At 47.1% G+C, this 16,092-nt stretch carries 17 protein-coding genes; 7 read left to right on the forward strand and 10 right to left on the reverse strand.

The window, feature by feature from the left end; all coding sequences use genetic code 11:
* Window positions 1-411: 411 nt before the first annotated feature.
* Both SSCH_RS09470 and SSCH_RS09475 read right to left on the reverse strand, forming a co-directional pair.
* Complete coding sequence (locus SSCH_RS09470) at window positions 412-789, reverse strand: ArsR/SmtB family transcription factor (protein WP_052835528.1); 378 nt, start codon at window positions 787-789, stop codon at window positions 412-414.
* The gene (locus tag SSCH_RS09475; protein ID WP_052835529.1) at window positions 786-1,604 is read right to left on the reverse strand and encodes an SPASM domain-containing protein; all 819 of its coding nucleotides are present in this window, start codon (window positions 1,602-1,604) and stop codon (window positions 786-788) included. The genes SSCH_RS09470 and SSCH_RS09475 overlap by 4 nt, the downstream gene beginning before the upstream one ends.
* 493 nt (window positions 1,605-2,097) lie before the next feature.
* Here SSCH_RS09475 and SSCH_RS19300 point away from each other — a divergent pair, with 493 nt between their 5' ends.
* The 4 genes from SSCH_RS19300 to SSCH_RS16745 all read left to right on the forward strand — a co-directional run bounded on the left by SSCH_RS19300 (window position 2,098) and on the right by SSCH_RS16745 (window position 4,791).
* Window positions 2,098-2,595: a FeoB small GTPase domain-containing protein gene (locus SSCH_RS19300; RefSeq protein WP_198142357.1), complete on the forward strand. Its 498-nt coding sequence runs from the start codon at window positions 2,098-2,100 to the stop codon at window positions 2,593-2,595.
* Window positions 2,573-3,823 carry a nucleoside recognition domain-containing protein gene (locus SSCH_RS09485; protein ID WP_232294325.1) on the forward strand — a complete coding sequence of 417 codons (1,251 nt, stop codon included), beginning with the start codon at window positions 2,573-2,575 and terminating at the stop codon, window positions 3,821-3,823. Before SSCH_RS19300 ends, SSCH_RS09485 begins: the two co-directional genes overlap by 23 nt.
* A 19-nt stretch (window positions 3,824-3,842) precedes the next feature.
* On the forward strand, window positions 3,843-4,037 hold the full coding sequence (locus SSCH_RS20245; RefSeq protein ID WP_232294326.1) for a hypothetical protein: 195 nt from the start codon (window positions 3,843-3,845) through the stop codon (window positions 4,035-4,037).
* A gap of 418 nt (window positions 4,038-4,455) precedes the next feature.
* Window positions 4,456-4,791 carry a FeoA family protein gene (locus SSCH_RS16745; RefSeq protein ID WP_084711073.1) on the forward strand — a complete coding sequence of 112 codons (336 nt, stop codon included), beginning with the start codon at window positions 4,456-4,458 and terminating at the stop codon, window positions 4,789-4,791.
* A 44-nt stretch (window positions 4,792-4,835) separates the two neighbouring features.
* Here SSCH_RS16745 and cyoE read toward each other — a convergent pair whose 3' ends face one another.
* The 3 genes from cyoE to SSCH_RS09505 form a co-directional block, all read right to left on the reverse strand.
* A complete protein-coding gene (cyoE, locus tag SSCH_RS09495) occupies window positions 4,836-5,756 on the reverse strand; it encodes a heme o synthase (protein WP_084711069.1) in 921 nt (306 codons plus the stop codon).
* Between the two features lie 132 nt (window positions 5,757-5,888).
* Window positions 5,889-7,028 (reverse strand): amidohydrolase family protein, encoded by a 1,140-nt coding sequence (locus SSCH_RS09500; protein ID WP_052835531.1) that lies wholly within the window; start codon window positions 7,026-7,028, stop codon window positions 5,889-5,891.
* A gap of 103 nt (window positions 7,029-7,131) precedes the next feature.
* Entirely contained in the window at window positions 7,132-7,878 is a 747-nt protein-coding gene (locus tag SSCH_RS09505; RefSeq protein WP_044665272.1) for an ATP-binding protein, read from the reverse strand.
* A 192-nt stretch (window positions 7,879-8,070) separates the two neighbouring features.
* Here SSCH_RS09505 and recQ point away from each other — a divergent pair, with 192 nt between their 5' ends.
* The 3 genes from recQ to SSCH_RS09515 all read left to right on the forward strand — a co-directional run bounded on the left by recQ (window position 8,071) and on the right by SSCH_RS09515 (window position 10,839).
* Complete coding sequence (gene recQ / locus SSCH_RS09510; RefSeq protein ID WP_269746168.1) at window positions 8,071-9,435, forward strand: DNA helicase RecQ; 1,365 nt, start codon at window positions 8,071-8,073, stop codon at window positions 9,433-9,435.
* A complete protein-coding gene (locus tag SSCH_RS22400) occupies window positions 9,416-10,393 on the forward strand; it encodes a helix-turn-helix domain-containing protein (RefSeq protein WP_269746169.1) in 978 nt (325 codons plus the stop codon). Before recQ ends, SSCH_RS22400 begins: the two co-directional genes overlap by 20 nt.
* Window positions 10,394-10,605: 212 nt before the next feature.
* On the forward strand, window positions 10,606-10,839 hold the full coding sequence (locus tag SSCH_RS09515; RefSeq protein WP_044665254.1) for a type II toxin-antitoxin system HicB family antitoxin: 234 nt from the start codon (window positions 10,606-10,608) through the stop codon (window positions 10,837-10,839).
* Here the strand turns inward: SSCH_RS09515 and SSCH_RS09520 are convergent.
* From SSCH_RS09520 to SSCH_RS09540, 5 genes are read right to left on the reverse strand one after another with little or no spacing between them, the layout of a single operon-like run.
* Window positions 10,834-14,010 (reverse strand): type I restriction endonuclease subunit R, encoded by a 3,177-nt coding sequence (locus SSCH_RS09520; protein ID WP_044665255.1) that lies wholly within the window; start codon window positions 14,008-14,010, stop codon window positions 10,834-10,836. The two genes, SSCH_RS09515 and SSCH_RS09520, sit on opposite strands and share 6 nt — an antisense overlap.
* A complete protein-coding gene (locus SSCH_RS09525; RefSeq protein WP_052835532.1) occupies window positions 14,003-14,413 on the reverse strand; it encodes a restriction endonuclease subunit S in 411 nt (136 codons plus the stop codon). The genes SSCH_RS09520 and SSCH_RS09525 overlap by 8 nt, the downstream gene beginning before the upstream one ends.
* Window positions 14,406-15,260: a restriction endonuclease subunit S gene (locus tag SSCH_RS09530; protein ID WP_052835533.1), complete on the reverse strand. Its 855-nt coding sequence runs from the start codon at window positions 15,258-15,260 to the stop codon at window positions 14,406-14,408. Before SSCH_RS09530 ends, SSCH_RS09525 begins: the two co-directional genes overlap by 8 nt.
* Before the next feature lie 12 nt (window positions 15,261-15,272).
* Window positions 15,273-15,569: a nucleotidyltransferase family protein gene (locus SSCH_RS09535; RefSeq protein WP_044665256.1), complete on the reverse strand. Its 297-nt coding sequence runs from the start codon at window positions 15,567-15,569 to the stop codon at window positions 15,273-15,275.
* Window positions 15,566-15,964 (reverse strand): nucleotidyltransferase substrate binding protein, encoded by a 399-nt coding sequence (locus SSCH_RS09540; RefSeq protein ID WP_044665257.1) that lies wholly within the window; start codon window positions 15,962-15,964, stop codon window positions 15,566-15,568. Before SSCH_RS09540 ends, SSCH_RS09535 begins: the two co-directional genes overlap by 4 nt.
* Window positions 15,965-16,092 lie beyond the last annotated feature (128 nt).

Consider the following 16,092-nt stretch of genomic DNA (forward strand, 5'->3'; position numbering starts at 1 on the left):
GTGGTTAGTGGTTAGTGGTTAGTGGTTAGTGGTTAGTGGTTAGTGGTTAGTGGTTAGTGGTTAGTGGTTAGTGGTTAGTGGTTAGTGGTTAGTGGTTAGTGGTTAGTGGTTAGTGGTTAGCGACTCTTGATCAAAAAGAGATCGCGGGAACCGTCCCTGCGATCTTTCTCTGCAAACTATGGAAATATTGCTGCGAACCTCATCTGTTGAATCATCTGCTAGTGCGTCTAGAGTGCGTTTAGTAGAAATATTTTAGTAAAAATAACGGTAGTAGTTATCCTTGTGAAATTTATTACTAAAGTAATTATACATGGACAGTGAGTGCCTGTCAAGCAATATTTCGATCATTTTCAACATTTTGCAACTAATAAGTTTACACGATAGCCATGGCAAATAGCTGCACAGTTCTTGTTATATTCCTTTTTTCTTGAGATCCTCAATCACCTTTTGAATAAAACCGGCGGTTTTACGATCCCGTATACTGTAAAACACTCTTTTCCCCTCTTTGCGATACTTGGCCAGGCCGATATTCCTCAAAACACGCAAGTGGTGAGAAGCCGCCTGAACAGTAGACCCCAAGATATTGGCTACATCACAAACACACAGCTCATCCTGGGAAAGGGCGTGAATAACCTTCAGCCTGGTATCATCAGCCAGGGCTTTAAAAAATGTGGAAAGACCCTCAGTAACCGCAACCTCTTTCTTCAGTCTCTCCACTTTTTCCTCATCATAAGTAAAAACTTCACATATTTCCGGTTCGCTATTTATGTCTTCATTTTCTTCGCTCACAGAACCACCTCACAGTTACAAATTGAGAACAAAAACAGCCCGGGCGTTACAAAAAAGCTTGCTATAGTTGCCTGGACTGTAACAGCGTTATCAAGTATGATACAACATCTAGGACTATCTTGACGAGAATTCCAAATAGGATCCGCAACTTCTTTCCAGGCAGCAGCACGCTGATCGAGAAAGCTGGCAATTTCCCCGCTCGGCACTGTTTCCGCACCCTCATGAGTGGGGTATGCACCGGTTTCCTGAACAATCTGCCGCAGGGCATCCGGCTTATCTATGATCGGGCAGGGGCAGAGCATATTATCGGTAAATGGCTGCCCTTTCTGGTACGCAGTAAAAAGTGGATTCTTGAGGACATCTTTTAAGCTCTTATCCCTGATATTGTCGACAGCAAAGTGTACAAAGGCACATGGTTCTACATCGCCACGGGCATTAATATGGAAGAAACACTTGCCCCCAGCAATACAGCCCTCTGTATAAGATCCATCATTCCAAAAGTCAATAATAGGCAGGGGCTTATTGAGCCGCAGGTAAGCGCTCCTCTCAGCCAAGTAAGCCCGCTGTTCCGGTAGAAGCATCAGATCCGTGTCCGGTAGACGCACGATGGGAACATAATGGAAGGCCCACATATATTTTACCCCTTGTTCGATGAGAAAGTCAATGAACTCGTCGCTGGTAAGCTGCTCCACATTGTTCCTGGTAACTGTCGCTGATGTCCCAAAAAAGAGTCCCCGTTCCCGCAGGCGGCTCATGGCAGCATGATCCTTTGAAAGGTACCTTTGCCGCGGCGGGTATCGGTCTCTTCTTCCCACCCCTCCAGACTGATGGCATTCGCTCAGGGATCAATAATGATAATGGATCAGGAAAACCGTCCCCCTGATCTATCCTTGGATGCATATGGTAATAACCGGTAGAATACAATTTGAATGTAAATGAAATAGACGATTTGGGTATTGACAATTGAGAATGATTATCATAAATTAATAGTGACAGCAATTAGATATAATATAGCAGGCAGTTATGAGAACACACCTTCCATCATCTTAAACGTAGTTTCTACAAACAAAGTACCTATAGCAGCTTTATCGTGTCTGCATGTTTTTACGTAGGTAATATTATGTTCAGCTAATGATAATGATTATCGTTTTCATTATTATCCTAACACTGGAATCGGGCATTTTTTAATTACTGGAGGATAACCAATGGGGAAAAACCAAAAGAAAAAAAAAGACATTTGTTAAGTTTCTAAATAACCGTAAAACCGTTAAAGATGAACCAAAACCATCACAACCAGCTAAACAGCGGATGAAGCTTGTGCTGGTGGGCACCCCCAATGTAGGAAAAAGTGTCATCTTCAATCTTTTAACAGGAAGCTATGTCACCGTATCCAATTACCCGGGAACCACTGTAGAGGTCACCCGCGGCACAGCCAAATATAATCAGCAAATCTATGAGGTAATAGATACCCCTGGAATGTACTCACTTCTTCCCATTACTGAAGAGGAACGGGTGACGAGAACTCTTCTGCTGCAGGAAAAACCGGATGTGGTGGTACATGTGGTAGACGCAAAGAACCTTGAACGAATGCTCCCCCTTACCCTGCAGCTGCTGGAGGCCGGTTTGCCCGTAATACTTGCAGTCAACATGATGGATGAGGCGGATGCAATCGGCCGCCAGATCGACCTGGACAAGCTATCCGAGATTTTAGGGATCCCTGTAGTAGGAACTGCAGCAGCGTTAAACCGCGGTATTGAGCAGTTAAAGAGAGCGGTGATCGAGTATGTCAGAAAGCGGGTCGCCTGATCTGGGCTTCGCCTTCCAATATGATGAAACCATTGAAAACGCCCTGAGCGGCATAGAAAAACTCCTTAGAGCAAGGTACACATTCTCCAAGCGCATGATTGCCTTGCTCTTGCTCCAGGAGGATGAAGAGATCACAAAGATGGCCAAACTGCGGGAGGCTAACTTTCCACGCATCTTTGCCATCATTCAAAATACCCGGTCTAAATACAAGGATCCACTGCGTTATGTGGTTACACTGCAGTGCCATCAACAGGCACAGGATGTCCTTTCCGCTGTCATGACTGACCGCAAACAAAAAACACATCTCCAATCAGTGCTCGACCGCATCACTATCCAACCCCTGACCGGTATCCCCATCCTGTTGATCGTTCTCTATTTTGGTTTATACAAGTTTGTGGGAGAATTCGGTGCGGGGACACTGGTAGATCTCATCGAAGGTAAGCTCTTTGAAGCGCACATCAACCCCTGGGTCAACCAGGTTGTAGAAAATCTGATTCCCTGGCACTCCCTGCAGACACTGCTTGCTTTCGACTACGGCGTCATTACTTTAGGACTGCGCTATGCTGTAGCCATCATCCTACCCATTGTGGGCACCTTTTTTTTGGCTTTCTCTCTTCTGGAGGATTCGGGTTATCTCCCGCGGCTCGCCCTTTTGGTGGACCGGGTCTTTAAAAAGATCGGCCTCAACGGGAGGGCGGTGATCCCCATGACACTCGGATTCGGGTGTGATACGATGGCCACCCTGGTCAGCAGAACACTGGAAACCAACAGGGAACGGGTAATTGCTACCCTGCTCCTGGCTCTGGCCATCCCTTGTTCTGCACAGCTGGGAGTAATTTTGGGCCTCCTCTCCGCGAAACCCTTTGCTCTGGCTGTTTGGGCAGGGTTTGTAATTCTGGTCTTCCTTCTGGTGGGTTACCTGGCAGCAAAGATATTGCCTGGGGAAAGGCCTGCTTTTTACATGGAACTTCCCCCCTTGAGACTGCCCAGGATCGTCAATATTTTAGAAAAAACCCTGTCTCGCATGCAGTGGTACTTCCTGGAGATCATCCCCTTCTTCATCCTGGCCAGCGTCCTCATCTGGGCAGGAAAAATAACAGGAATCTTTGATGCCTTTATTCAGGTATCCACCCCCCTGATGGCGGCCCTGGGGCTCCCCCCTCAGGCTGCTGAGGTTTTTCTGTTTCGGCTTTTTTCGCCGCGACTACGGGGCAGCGGGACTTTATGATTTACAAAAATTTGGAGCATTGTCCGGGGTGCAGATAGTAGTAGCTGCAGTAACCTTAACCCTTTTTGTGCCCTGCATCGCCCAGTTCGCCATCATGATCAAGGAAAGAGGTTGGAAAACCGCACTGGCTATTGCCGGCTTTATTTTTCCCTTCGCCTTTTTGTGCGGCATTGTTCTCAATTTTATTCTCACACTGCTGGGGGCAACACTTTAGCGTGCAACGGGGACGGTTCCCGGCGCATTTCTGCGTCCAAAGGGAAGATGCAACGGGGACGGTTCCTGGCGGGGATGCGACGGGGACGGTTCCTGGTGCACGCGCATAGTTTCTTAGACTTCCGACTTCCGATATCAGGCTTAGGTTGGTGGTTGTAACCCACGCCTTGACCGAAGAGATTGCTTTTACTGGTTTGTGTAAGGAATATGGAATTAACAGAAAAGCAGGTTACAAGTGAAAACAAAGGTTTCTTGGAGGTGACAGGAGAATCGTCCCCTTGTCACCCTCGAAAGGGTGAGTGAAAATGAAATGCAGTTTTTGTGGATATGAATTTAACGAAACTACAGCTCACGGGTGCGGACCCTGCCCACTAAGTACTACCTGTGGCAAAGTGAAGTGCCCCCATTGTGGCTTTGAAATGCCCAGAGAAAATCTGATCTTTGGGTGGTTCAGGCGCCGCAGACACAGAGCCGGTAAAGGTGAAAAGGGAGGCAAAAGAAACGGTGCGGGAAAGGGACAGCAATTCCAGGGAGGGAGAACTCTTTCACAGCTGAGCAATGGGGATGAGGCTGTTGTTTCTCAGATCGACACCAGCGACCGGGGAACACTGAACAAGATCATGGCTCTGGGGATTCTTCCAGGGATGAGGGTGACCATGATTCAAAGGTATCCTACATTTGTCTTCCAGGTAGGAAACACCCGTGTCACCGCAGACGAAAATCTCGTCAACAAGATCTTGATAAATAGAGGATAGACGCTCATACCGCCTTAGCGGCACCAGCAGATAATGAAAACAGACTATCCTGCTAAGCCAACCAGCAACATCGAGGCCAGCATATAAATGGATGCGGCTTTAAACAGCAAGAAGTTTCGTTTTGGTGTCGGAAAGGCGGAGCAGAGGACTGCTAGAACAATGAGCACAACTACAGAGAGAATTGAGGCCAACAGATAGGGGCCACGCACACCATTTAAAAGAACAGCCAACATCATAGCCAACCCTGTCAAAATAGTTGACATCGCTAAAACCAGCCGTGTTCTTTCTTCCCCATAAAGAGCGGGAAAAGTGGGCACCTTGGCGAGATTGTAGTCTTTGGCATACCTCATGGCAAAGGTCAGGATATGGATGGGAATCCACAACAGAACAGCCAGGGCTAAAAGAACCCCAACAATATCAATACTGCCTGTCCCTAGAACACGCCCTGCCAGAACAGGCATCCCCCCGGAGACACCCCCCGGTATCACTGAAAAAGCTGTTTTTCTTTTCAACCACATGGTGTATACCACAGCGTGGAAGAACAAACCCGCAGCAACAACCACACCGAATAAAGGCCCTAAAGTAAATGCCCAAACAACACCGAGCAATGAGATCAAAGAACCGAAAGCCAGGGCTTCCCGCGGGCGCAAAACACCGGCAGGCAGCGGGCGCTTGACCGTCCTGGGCATCCTGGCATCTATGTCGCGATCCATATACATGTTGAGTACAGTGCTGCCGCTGATAGCCAGGTAAAGACTGCCCAGCAGAGACAGCATTGTTACCCAGTCTGTCACTGGATGCCCCGCGGAGGCAAAACCTGCCCATCCGGTGATCAGCAAGAGAAATGTCTGCTTGCTCTTTGTCAACTCCCAGTAAGCCTGCAGTTTAATGCGTATTCTCTCACTCAACTTTTCGAATTTAACTGCCTGTTGGTAGCCATCCACAGGCCTCTCTTCCGGCTTCATGCCTTCACCATCCCCCTCTTTGTTTACTGGTGTCTTGTGAAGCCTTCTTCGACATCAGGCATCAAATATCCTACCATGCTCTGCTTCGTTATTTTTCTTTTACATCATTGATGTTATAAGAGGAGTGAATTATCACGCGGACTGAAACGTGCCTTCAGCGGTCATTCCCTGCCTGGGACGAATAAGATATTTTAAAATGTCACCCTCCAAAACAAGCAGATAAGCCGGCCTGCCGGGGGAGATGACACCTAAACTATCTTGCATACCGATGATGTATGCACCATTTCTTGTAGCAGCCATTAGGGTTTCTTCTGCTGTCAATCCCGCTTCCTGGTAAAGCTGTAGTTCCCTCAAATAACCTGTTCCATGCTGTACACCTACAGCTCCGGCATCAGTTCCTACCCCCAGAATCACTCCCAGCTTTTGGGCGAGCCTGATCATCTGAAGCTGGCGCCGGTAAGTGTGCTCAATAACTGCTGTCTCAGCTGTGAGACTGCCATCCAGCCCCTGGTTCTGCACTGCAACCGGAACAACAGTAGGAACCCAGGCAATCCGTTGGTCAGCCATCGCCTTCAAGGAATCTACACTGATAAAGTAGCCGTGCTCAATGGAGTGCACCCCCGCCTTTATGCATATCTGGACAGCCTCATCTGAACTGGCATGAGCCATTACTTTGAGACCATGATCAGCGGCTATCCTTACAATCTGCTCAAGCTCCTTTAAGGTAAACTGCACCCCACCAACCTTGCTGTATTCTTTAAAACTGACGATACCGGAAACAAGCACCTTAACCTGGTTGATGTTCTCTTTTAAAAGCCCTTTCATAACCTTAGCAAGTTCCCCGGGGGCAGCCCCGGTACCTAAAAATGAACCATATCCGCCATTTTTACGCAGGGCTTTTCCCGAAGCCATTACCACAGGCCCCTTTAACTCAACATTATTAACCATGTTACGGCAAGCAATCCCGATACCCCCCCGATCCCCACCATCCCGAACAGCAACAATGCCATGGGCAAGGTCGGAAACGAGCCTTTCCTGTAGAACTTCAGTAACATGAAGTTCCTCATGGTATTGTGGTTGGCCATTCAAACCATCAAAAGCCAGATGAACATGACAGTCGATCAACCCTGGGATTACTGTAAGGTTATCGGTAGTAATAACCCGACAATTTTTTCTCCTACCCGCTAATATCTTTTTATGGTTCACTGTTTGCTTTTCAATAAGCTGAACCTTACTATCCCAGATACGTATTCTTACATTTTTTTTTGACATGCAGGTTGGCACCTGTGAAAAGTTTTCCTGCATTTATAATCAGATAATCTTGGGGAGACAGCTCTATTAGCTGCAACCAACAGCACTCCAATCCCTACGGCAATTAAACAAAAATTTTGTCACATATCTCCCTGACAGCCTTAACCGCTGGACTGTCCTCAGGAAGGTCGAGCAGAGGCTTCCCGTAAAGGTCATATTCGGTCAGCTGAGTATCATAAGGAATAATGCCCAGCAGCTCCAAGCCTGTGGCCTCTATCTCCTTCTGGAGAAGTGCAGTGTCATTGATCTTGGTGATGATCAGGTATGCCTCTCCAATATCGAAAGCCAGGCTTTTGGCCAGTTCATAGATCCTGCCGGCTGCGCGCACCCCTTTTACTGAGCCATCAGAGATAACCAGCATGGTGTCCACATCCTGGATCGTCCCTCTGCTGATATGCTCCAACCCAGCCTCATTATCAATAACCATGTAATCATAGTCATTCTCTAACTGTATAATGCAGTTCTTCAAAACAGCATTGGGAAAACAGTAGCAGCCTGCCTGCCGGGATGGACCCATCACCAGCAGGTCATAACCATCAGATCTGATCAGGGCTTCCTCAGTGAACTTGGTTTTGATGTAACCTTCCCTGTCTGAATCATCAGCACTTTTTTGTTCTTTGACGGTTTCTACAATATCGGAGAGGGTGCATGTTAATTCCATACCTAAGGCCTCATGCAATGTAGCATTGGGATCTGCATCTACAGCCAGAACCCTCCCCTTATTACCTGCAACCAGGTTCTTGATGATCAGAGAAGCAACTGTGGTCTTGCCTGTTCCTCCTTTACCGGCAAGAGCGATATGTTTTGCCATTTTTTTTACTCCTTTCTTTTTTAATCCCCCACTTAGCCCGGGAGTCAACCACTCCCGGTCATAGATATGCTTTCTTTTTATCTTATCATTTATTTCGACATTTTGGGAGGACAGGAAAGCAGAGCAGGAAAAACAACTACGGCTGGCGTATACTGGAAAGCGAGCAGTTAAATGAACAAAGGATGGAATAGCATGACCAATACCAAGCATCATCACCTGCTAAAAAACGCAGAAATTATCTTAAACAAACGCTTCGGTTACCCCACTTTTAGAAAAGGGCAGGAGAAGATCATCACCGGCATTCTGCAGGGTCAAGATACCATCGGCATCATGCCCACAGGTGGGGGAAAATCGATCTGTTATCAGATCCCGGCATTACTGCTGGAAGGCACCACTATCGTGATCTCCCCCTTGATCTCACTGATGAAGGACCAGGTGGACACACTTCGGGAGCTGGGAATGCCTGCCACTTTTATCAACAGTTCCATCAACTATACTGAGGCGGCGAAACGCTTCCAGGAAACCAGACAGGGAAAGCACAAACTGCTTTACATCGCCCCGGAACGCCTGTCAGCAGGGCAGTTTTCAGCACAGCTGGCAACTCTTCCTATTTCACTGGTAGCTGTCGATGAAGCCCACTGTATTTCGCAGTGGGGACATGACTTTCGGCCAAGCTATCTTGACATTACACCCTTTTTAGAGACATTACCTGACAGACCGGTGGTCACAGCCTTTACCGCAACCGCCACACCGGAAGTGACTGAGGACATTATCGCTTTATTACACTTGCGGAATCCCAATGTTTGCATCACCGGTTTCAACAGGGAAAACCTCTCCTTTTCAGTGGTCCGCGGCGAAAACAAACAGGACTTTTTATTGAACTTTCTTCAGAACCATCGAGAGCAAGCAGGCATTATTTATGCTGCCACCAGAAAAGAGGTCGACAACATCTTCGAAATGCTGGGCAAAAAGGGGTATGCAGTTGGGAGATATCATGCGGGGTTAAGTGATCAGGAACGCGCAGAGAATCAAGAGAGGTTTTTGTACGATGATCTGAAAATCATAGTGGCAACCAACGCATTTGGGATGGGGATCGACAAATCAAATGTTCGTTATGTCATCCATTACAACATGCCGAAAAATATGGAGGCTTATTACCAGGAGGCGGGCAGAGCCGGTCGTGATGGGGAGCCCGGAAAGTGCATCCTGCTCTTTGCGCCACAGGACATCTATATTCAAAGATTTTTGATCGAACAATCAACACTGGAGCAGGCCAGGAAAGAAAAGGAGTACCAAAAACTGCGTGCCATGATCGATTACTGCTATACACCGCACTGTTTGCGCAATTATATCCTGCACTACTTTGGAGAAGAAATGACAGAAACATGCGGTAAATGCGGCAGCTGTGATGATGACTTTGACATTCATGAGATCACCATTGAAGCACAAATGATCCTCTCCTGTGTGGTCCGCATGAAAGAGAGGTTCGGCATCTCACTGGTAGCAGATGTGTTGAAGGGTTCCCAAAACAAAAAAAGTGCTCAGCTACGGCTTTGACAAACTATCCACCTACGGTTTGCTGAGCAACATGAAAATAAAAGAAATAACTGATCTGATCAACTACCTGCTGGCAGAACAGTACCTCACATTGGCTGGCGGACAATTTCCCGTGATCAAGCTCACTGGTAAAGCAACCCCAGTCCTCAGAAGCCAGGAGAAGGTATATAGAAAGGTGCGAAAAAGAAAAGAGGCTGCTGTTGCAGACAGTGATCTCTTTGAACAGCTGCGGGCACTGCGCAAAGAGATTTCACAAAGGGAAGACATCCCACCCTATGTCGTCTTCCACGATTCCACACTGCGTGAAATGGCTGAGGTTTGCCCAACAGATCAGGTATCGATGCTGGCCATCAAGGGGATGGGTGAAACCAAGTTCGCCCGCTATGGTCACTCATTTATGGAAGTGATCAGGAAACATCTACAGGAAACCGGCGGCCCACAACCTGCTGCACCTACTGCAACGACTATACTTTCTACGCCTGTTCCCACTGCTGCACCTTCTGCAACCGCCAAAACTGATGCATCTGATGCGCCCGATATGCCTGTTCTACCCGCTGCACCTATTGCAACAGTTGATTCGCCCGTTCCACCAGCCGCACCTTCCGGCAGCTCGCAGGCAGCATCTCCGGCAAAATCTCCGGCAGCAAAGCGCATATCCAGTCATCTTACTTCCTATATGATGTATCAGGAGGGAGATACCTTCGAAGAAATCGCCCAAAAGCGCGGCCTGACACTCACAACAGTACAGAACCATATCGTGCGCAGCGGCATGGAAGGATATGAACTGGACTGGGATGCCCTGATTCCTCAAGAATATGAGGAGCTAATACTGGAAAGGGTTAAAACCCTGGGCACCAAGAAATTAAGGCCGATCAAAGATGCACTGCCTGATCAGGTGAGCTACCTGGCCATCAGAGCAGTTATTGGGAAGTACAGGGATGAGATAAAAAAGGAGTAATCCCAGGGGTTATTCCTTAGGTATTTTCGCACAGTGCCTTGCCAGTTGCCATTGTTGTAATCAAACCTAGCATATAGAAACCCACGATCTTTCCGCAAGAATTTTGGGAAATATTTATTGATGCTTCATATTGAACTCGTACATGTTCTCATTTATACTGAAACTGGAAGAAGCCTGGCTCGGGAAGAAACTACAGTACAAGGAGGATGGTTATGCAAAGAAGATTTAAAGTGATCCTCGAATGGAACGAAGACGACGGCGGCGGCTACACTGTGATAGTCCCTGCACTACCGGGGTGCATTACTGAAGGTGATACCGTTGAAGAGGCAATGAATAATGCCCATGAAGCTATTACAGGCTACCTTGAAGCATTAAAATTACAGGGCAAACCCCTTCCTAAAAAAGATACCAGAATGTTTTTTGGAGAAGTTGAGGTATTACTATGAGTCGCTTGCCCACTCTTCCGCTGCCTTTAGCACCCCATATTTTTCAGACTGCTCATATATAGAAGCGGCCTCCTCACCGCACATCAATTCCGCCTGTTCCATCACCGTCTTCACTGCCTGTTCCTGTTTATCCGGCGGGTAGCCGTACTTTTTGAGCAGACGCTTGATCGTAATGCGCATCCTGGCCCTCACACTTTCCCTGATCGCCCAATCTACGCCGGTATTGGCTTTAATTGTCCTGGTTAGGTCCCGGGCAATCTGCTTCAAGATCTCATCACCCATAATTTTTACTGCGGCATCATTGGTACCCAGGGCATCATAGAAGGCCAGTTCATCTGATGAAAGTCCAACTGCCTCCCCTCTCCTATTCATCTCATTCATTTCCTTGGCCAACTCAATCAGCTCAAGGATAACCTGTGTCGTTTCAATAGTTCTGTTCTGGTACTTAATGATGGCGTTCTCCAGCATTTCCGAAAATTTTCTCGACTGGATCAGGTTTCGCCTGGAAATAGCCTTCACCTCACCGGCCAGCAGACGTTTTAAGAGCTCCACAGCCAAATTCTTATGGGGCAATCCTTTGACCTCTTCCAGGAATTCATCCGACAGGATGGCAATATTCGGTTTATCCAGCCCGACAGCCCCAAATATATCTACCACCTCTTCTGAAATGACAGACTTGGAGATCAATTGGTTCAATTGATAGTCAATCTGAGCTTTAGTCTTTTTCTGGGTTCCCACGGGAATCATCTTGATAATACCTGACTTCACAGCCTTAAAGAAACCAATCTCCACATTGAGTTTCTCCGCCTCATCGGTGGTGGAACAGAGTGCATAGGCCTTAGACAGGGCAGTGACATAGTTGATGAAGTCTTTCTTTGCCTCTTCACCAAGGCCAAGAATATAGTCAATAGTAGCCACAATTGTCTGCATCCGCTCGGAAGCACTGCCGCTTTTGAAGCTGCTGTAATCAAAACCATAGAGCAGATCTTGTATTAACTCATAGTTTTCCAGCAGCACATCTACAGCCAGGGATGTATCCACACCGGTGTTCTGCCGATCGGAAACAGTGTACTGGGAAAGTGCACTCTTCAGGCTGTCCGCAATACCGATATAATCCACAACAAGCCCGCCGGGTTTATCCCGGAACACACGATTAACCCTGGCGATGGCCTGCATGAGGTTATGACCGCTCATAGGCTTGTCGACATACATGGTGTACAACGAGGGTACATCAAAGCCGGTGAGCCACATATCGCGGACAATGACAATTTGCAGCGAGTCATTCTCGGCCCTCATCCTTTTTGCCAACAGCTTGCGGCGGGATTTGCTGCCGATATGCTGCTGCCACTCTTTCGGGTCCGAAGCCGAACCAGTCATTACAACCTTGATCATACCTGTGTTGTCGTCATCGCTGTGCCAGCCCGGGCGCAGATCTATTATCGCATTGTACAGGTCAACCGCAATCCGTCTAGACATAACAACCACCATGGCCTTGCCGAAGGCTGCCTCCTGCCTTTTTTCATAGTGCTCCACGATATCCCTGGCGACAAGCTGTACACGCTTTTCTGCACCGGCAATAGCCTCCAGGCGCGACCACTTGCTCTTTTGCCTTTGCTTTTCATGCTCTTCCTGAAACTCTGTGATTTCTTCAAACTCCTCATCGATTTTCAGCTTATCTGCATCAGAGAGTTCTAGCTTGGCGATCCGGCTTTCATAATAGATTTTTACTGTTGTACCGTCTTCAACCGCCCTGGTCATATCATAAATATCAATATAATCCCCGAATACCGCGGGGGTGTTCTTGTCAGTCAGTTCTACAGGTGTACCAGTAAACCCGATAAAGGATGCATTGGGAAGAGCATCCCTCATATATTTGGCATAACCATATTTTATATCTGCTTCCTTTTCACCAGAGGTTACTATGACCTTGAAACCATACTGGGAGCGGTGGGCCTCGTCAGCGATGACCACGATGTTTCTCCGGTCGTTGAGCAGCGGTTCTGCATCCCCATCTTCACCCGGCGTAAACTTCTGAATGGTGGTAAAAATAACCCCGCCGGATTGGCGCTCTTTGAGCATTTGCCGCAGTTCGGCGCGGCTGGTTGCCTGAACAGGGGACTGCCGCAGCAGCCTCTGGGAACGACTGAAGGTAGTAAACAGCTGCTCATCCAAATCATTGCGGTCGGTGATCACAACTATAGTAGGATTATTCATCATCAGCACAACTTGACCCGCATAGAAGACCATGGAAAGGCTCTTCCCGGAACCCTGGGTATGCCAGATAACACCGATCCGCCGGTCGCCCCCATCCATAGCTGCCCGCTCAGTACATTCAACAGCCTTCTTCACTGCATGGTACTGGTGGTAACCGGCCAGTATTTTGATGATCTCTTTCCCATCGGTTTGAAAGAGGATAAAGTTGCGGATGATATCCAGAAAGCGGCTCTTGTCAAACATCCCCTTGATCAGAACCTCAAGCTGCGGCTGAGAGATAGGTGCCACCGTTTCCCCGTCAACGGTCCTCCAGGGCATGAACCGGTCCTCATTGGCAGTAATGGTGCCAACCCTGGCATTGAAGCCGTCACTGATAACGAGGAAAGAGTTGTGGGCCAACAGTGAAGGGATCTCCATCTTGTAGGTTTGTAATTGGTTAAAAGCCTCAGCAATGCCCACACTTTCATCTGTAGAGCTCTTTAATTCGATCAGCACCAGCGGTAAACCATTGACAAACACAACCACATCCGGCCTACGGTTGTGACGGTGTTCAATCACAGTGAACTGGTTAACCGCCAGCCAGTCGTTGTTGTCCAAATTCTCAAAATCAAACAGCCAGACCTTGTCGGTCCTGGTGGTGCCGTCATCCCTATTCACCTGCACATCCAACCCATCGGTGATCAGCCGGTGGAACTCCATATTATTAATGATCAGGCTGGGGCTATAGGCGATAGCCACCTTGCGGAAAGCTTCATCCAGTGCATCCCGCGGCATTTGAGGATTAATCCTACGCAGAGCATCCATCAAGCGCTCCTTCAGAATGACTTCACTGTAATCCTCCCGCTCCGGGTATTCCCCCTCCGGTGAAATCTCCGGACCATAGGCCGCATCGTAATACAGTTCCTGGAACCACTCCAAAACCGCCTGCTCCAGCTCCGACTCATCGTAACTATACAACTTCCAGCACCTCCTCTACGGGCACACGGATTTCACCGGACATAAGTTTGGGGAGGAGGGTGTCGCGGGTTTCAGCCAGAGCCTTAGATTCTATTGTATTGATTAGAATCCTTTCGTCTAAAACCCCGACAACAGAGTTAAACGAATCAACCTGCTTTTTCCCAGGATAGATAATAGGAAAATTGCTTATATTACTTTTGTTAATTGCCGTAAATACCGAGCCACTTTCCATAGTAAGCAACCTCTTTTTGTTATCAATTAATGTGTAATACAAAAAGTTATTGCCAGACTCCTTCATACACAAAGCGGCCACCCCGCGTCCAATACAGCACTTTGTAACAGCAAGGTTTATTTCTCCTACAGGTGCCCTAACACTTAATAAAACATCATTCTTTTCAGCCACTTTTTTTTGGCTCTGAGCAACATACAGAAACTCCGGGATGCCTAAAGCCAAAGTTTCTGACGCCTTGATAAAATGGCAAACCATATCCAGTTTCGTTATAGCTACTTGATGGAGGTGACTGCCCCATATTAATAGTGCAGATCTCTTCTAGATTAATTATTGACCAACCCCTGGGTATCGGTCCAAATTCGCTGTCATCCATCTCTCCACCAGATGATTTATACGGCTGACCATTCTCATCCGGGAACTCAAAATCGACAAACCAGTGTTTGAAGATGGCCTGGGCTATTTCTTCGAGGGTTTGGTTGATGCGGTTGTTGAATTCGATTTTGTCATCAAGTGAAGATAAAATAACCGCAATATAATCCTGTACATCTTTAGCGGGGAATTTAACCTCAATATCACTCATTATTTTTGTGTTTAATGAAGGCATAGTAGCACCAACGGCTATTCTTCGAATGTACTCTTTGAAATTCTCTAAACCAAAATAATATGATAGATATAAAGGATTGATATTATTATCAAATACTCTAACCCGTAAACAGCGGCCTGAAAACAGCCAACCATCCTCCTTTTTGCAAACAAAAGCTCGTCTATCTACTGAACCGACACGGCTAAAAACTATATCCCCTTCTTTAATAATAAATTTTTTTAATCGTTCTTTATCTTCATCTGAAACAAAGGGTAAGTTTTTATGTATTATCCGATTTTGTCCCAAATGTTCCACAGTAATAATCGGTGTGCCTTTCTCTTTATAGTCCCGTTTATGTAATTGGCTGCCAAACGGCCCAGTTTGGATATCTGCAATATCACCAAGTCTTACTTTTATAAATTCACTAGACGTCATACTCCATCCCCCTTACCCCCTCCTATATACCTCCACACCCTGCTCCTCAATCTCCCGGCGCAGTTTTTCATCCAGGTTGCTGTTCATGTCCACCACATCGATCTTATAAATCCCAGCTGCCTCGTCCAAATCCACCCACAGTCCCGGGGGCAGTTTCCCCTCACAGTAGACGGCAAGATCAATATCTGAATTGTATTTGTAATCATCCGATGCACGGGAACCGAAGATAACTGCCCTGGTAATGTTTTCCCTCTTATTCAGTTCTTTGTTGAGCGCTTGCAGGATATGATCCGGTATCCCAAATCTCATTTCATAACCTCCGCCATTCTGGCCCCAAAGGTAACAAACCGCTCAAAATACTGATCTTTTATCCTGTTATAAATTGCTTTTGCCATTTCTTCGTTATATGTATGGGCAGCCAGATTTCGATCCCCTATCATATCAATCCAGATATCCCCCTCAAAGATCAGCCCTGCCTTATAGGCTTCTTTAAAAGCTCCACGCGGTGAATTGACCTCAGCTATACCTTCATATTCAAGATAAGCCTTCATCAGCTTCCATGCCAATTCATAGGTAAATTCAAAGCGCTGAATCACCCCATCATAAAGCAAGGGGTTGGAGATGTCTTCATCCAAAGCCTCTTTGAGCCGCAATACAGCACTGCGGTATACTTCCTTCTTTTCTCTTAACCGTTCAGTATTCATAGGCAAACCCCCCTTTGGGCCACTACACAAACTCCTTTTTCCCAAATACACTTTGATAACAGTAGGCGACTCTCAAAACCCAACTCCTGAGACATACATCGCAGTTGTTGCAAAATTTGCAACAACTG

Source organism: Syntrophaceticus schinkii, assembly GCF_000946815.1.
In the GTDB taxonomy this organism is placed as follows: Bacteria; Bacillota; DSM-12270; order Thermacetogeniales; family Thermacetogeniaceae; genus Syntrophaceticus; species Syntrophaceticus schinkii.

Bases quoted from the DNA above. Each gene is read 5' to 3' on its own strand.
- SSCH_RS09540 (WP_044665257.1), bottom strand. From the start codon at position 15,964: ATGAATACTGAACGGTTAAGAGAAAAGAAGGAAGTATACCGCAGTGCT.
- SSCH_RS09485 (WP_232294325.1), top strand. From the start codon at position 2,573: ATGTCAGAAAGCGGGTCGCCTGATCTGGGCTTCGCCTTCCAATATGAT.
- recQ (WP_269746168.1), top strand. From the start codon at position 8,071: ATGACCAATACCAAGCATCATCACCTGCTAAAAAACGCAGAAATTATC.
- SSCH_RS16745 (WP_084711073.1), top strand. From the start codon at position 4,456: ATGCCCAGAGAAAATCTGATCTTTGGGTGGTTCAGGCGCCGCAGACAC.
- SSCH_RS09530 (WP_052835533.1), bottom strand. From the start codon at position 15,260: ATGACGTCTAGTGAATTTATAAAAGTAAGACTTGGTGATATTGCAGAT.
- SSCH_RS09515 (WP_044665254.1), top strand. From the start codon at position 10,606: ATGCAAAGAAGATTTAAAGTGATCCTCGAATGGAACGAAGACGACGGC.
- SSCH_RS19300 (WP_198142357.1), top strand. From the start codon at position 2,098: ATGAAGCTTGTGCTGGTGGGCACCCCCAATGTAGGAAAAAGTGTCATC.
- cyoE (WP_084711069.1), bottom strand. From the start codon at position 5,756: ATGAAGCCGGAAGAGAGGCCTGTGGATGGCTACCAACAGGCAGTTAAA.
- SSCH_RS09500 (WP_052835531.1), bottom strand. From the start codon at position 7,028: ATGTCAAAAAAAAATGTAAGAATACGTATCTGGGATAGTAAGGTTCAG.
- SSCH_RS09535 (WP_044665256.1), bottom strand. From the start codon at position 15,569: ATGAGATTTGGGATACCGGATCATATCCTGCAAGCGCTCAACAAAGAA.
- SSCH_RS09505 (WP_044665272.1), bottom strand. From the start codon at position 7,878: ATGGCAAAACATATCGCTCTTGCCGGTAAAGGAGGAACAGGCAAGACC.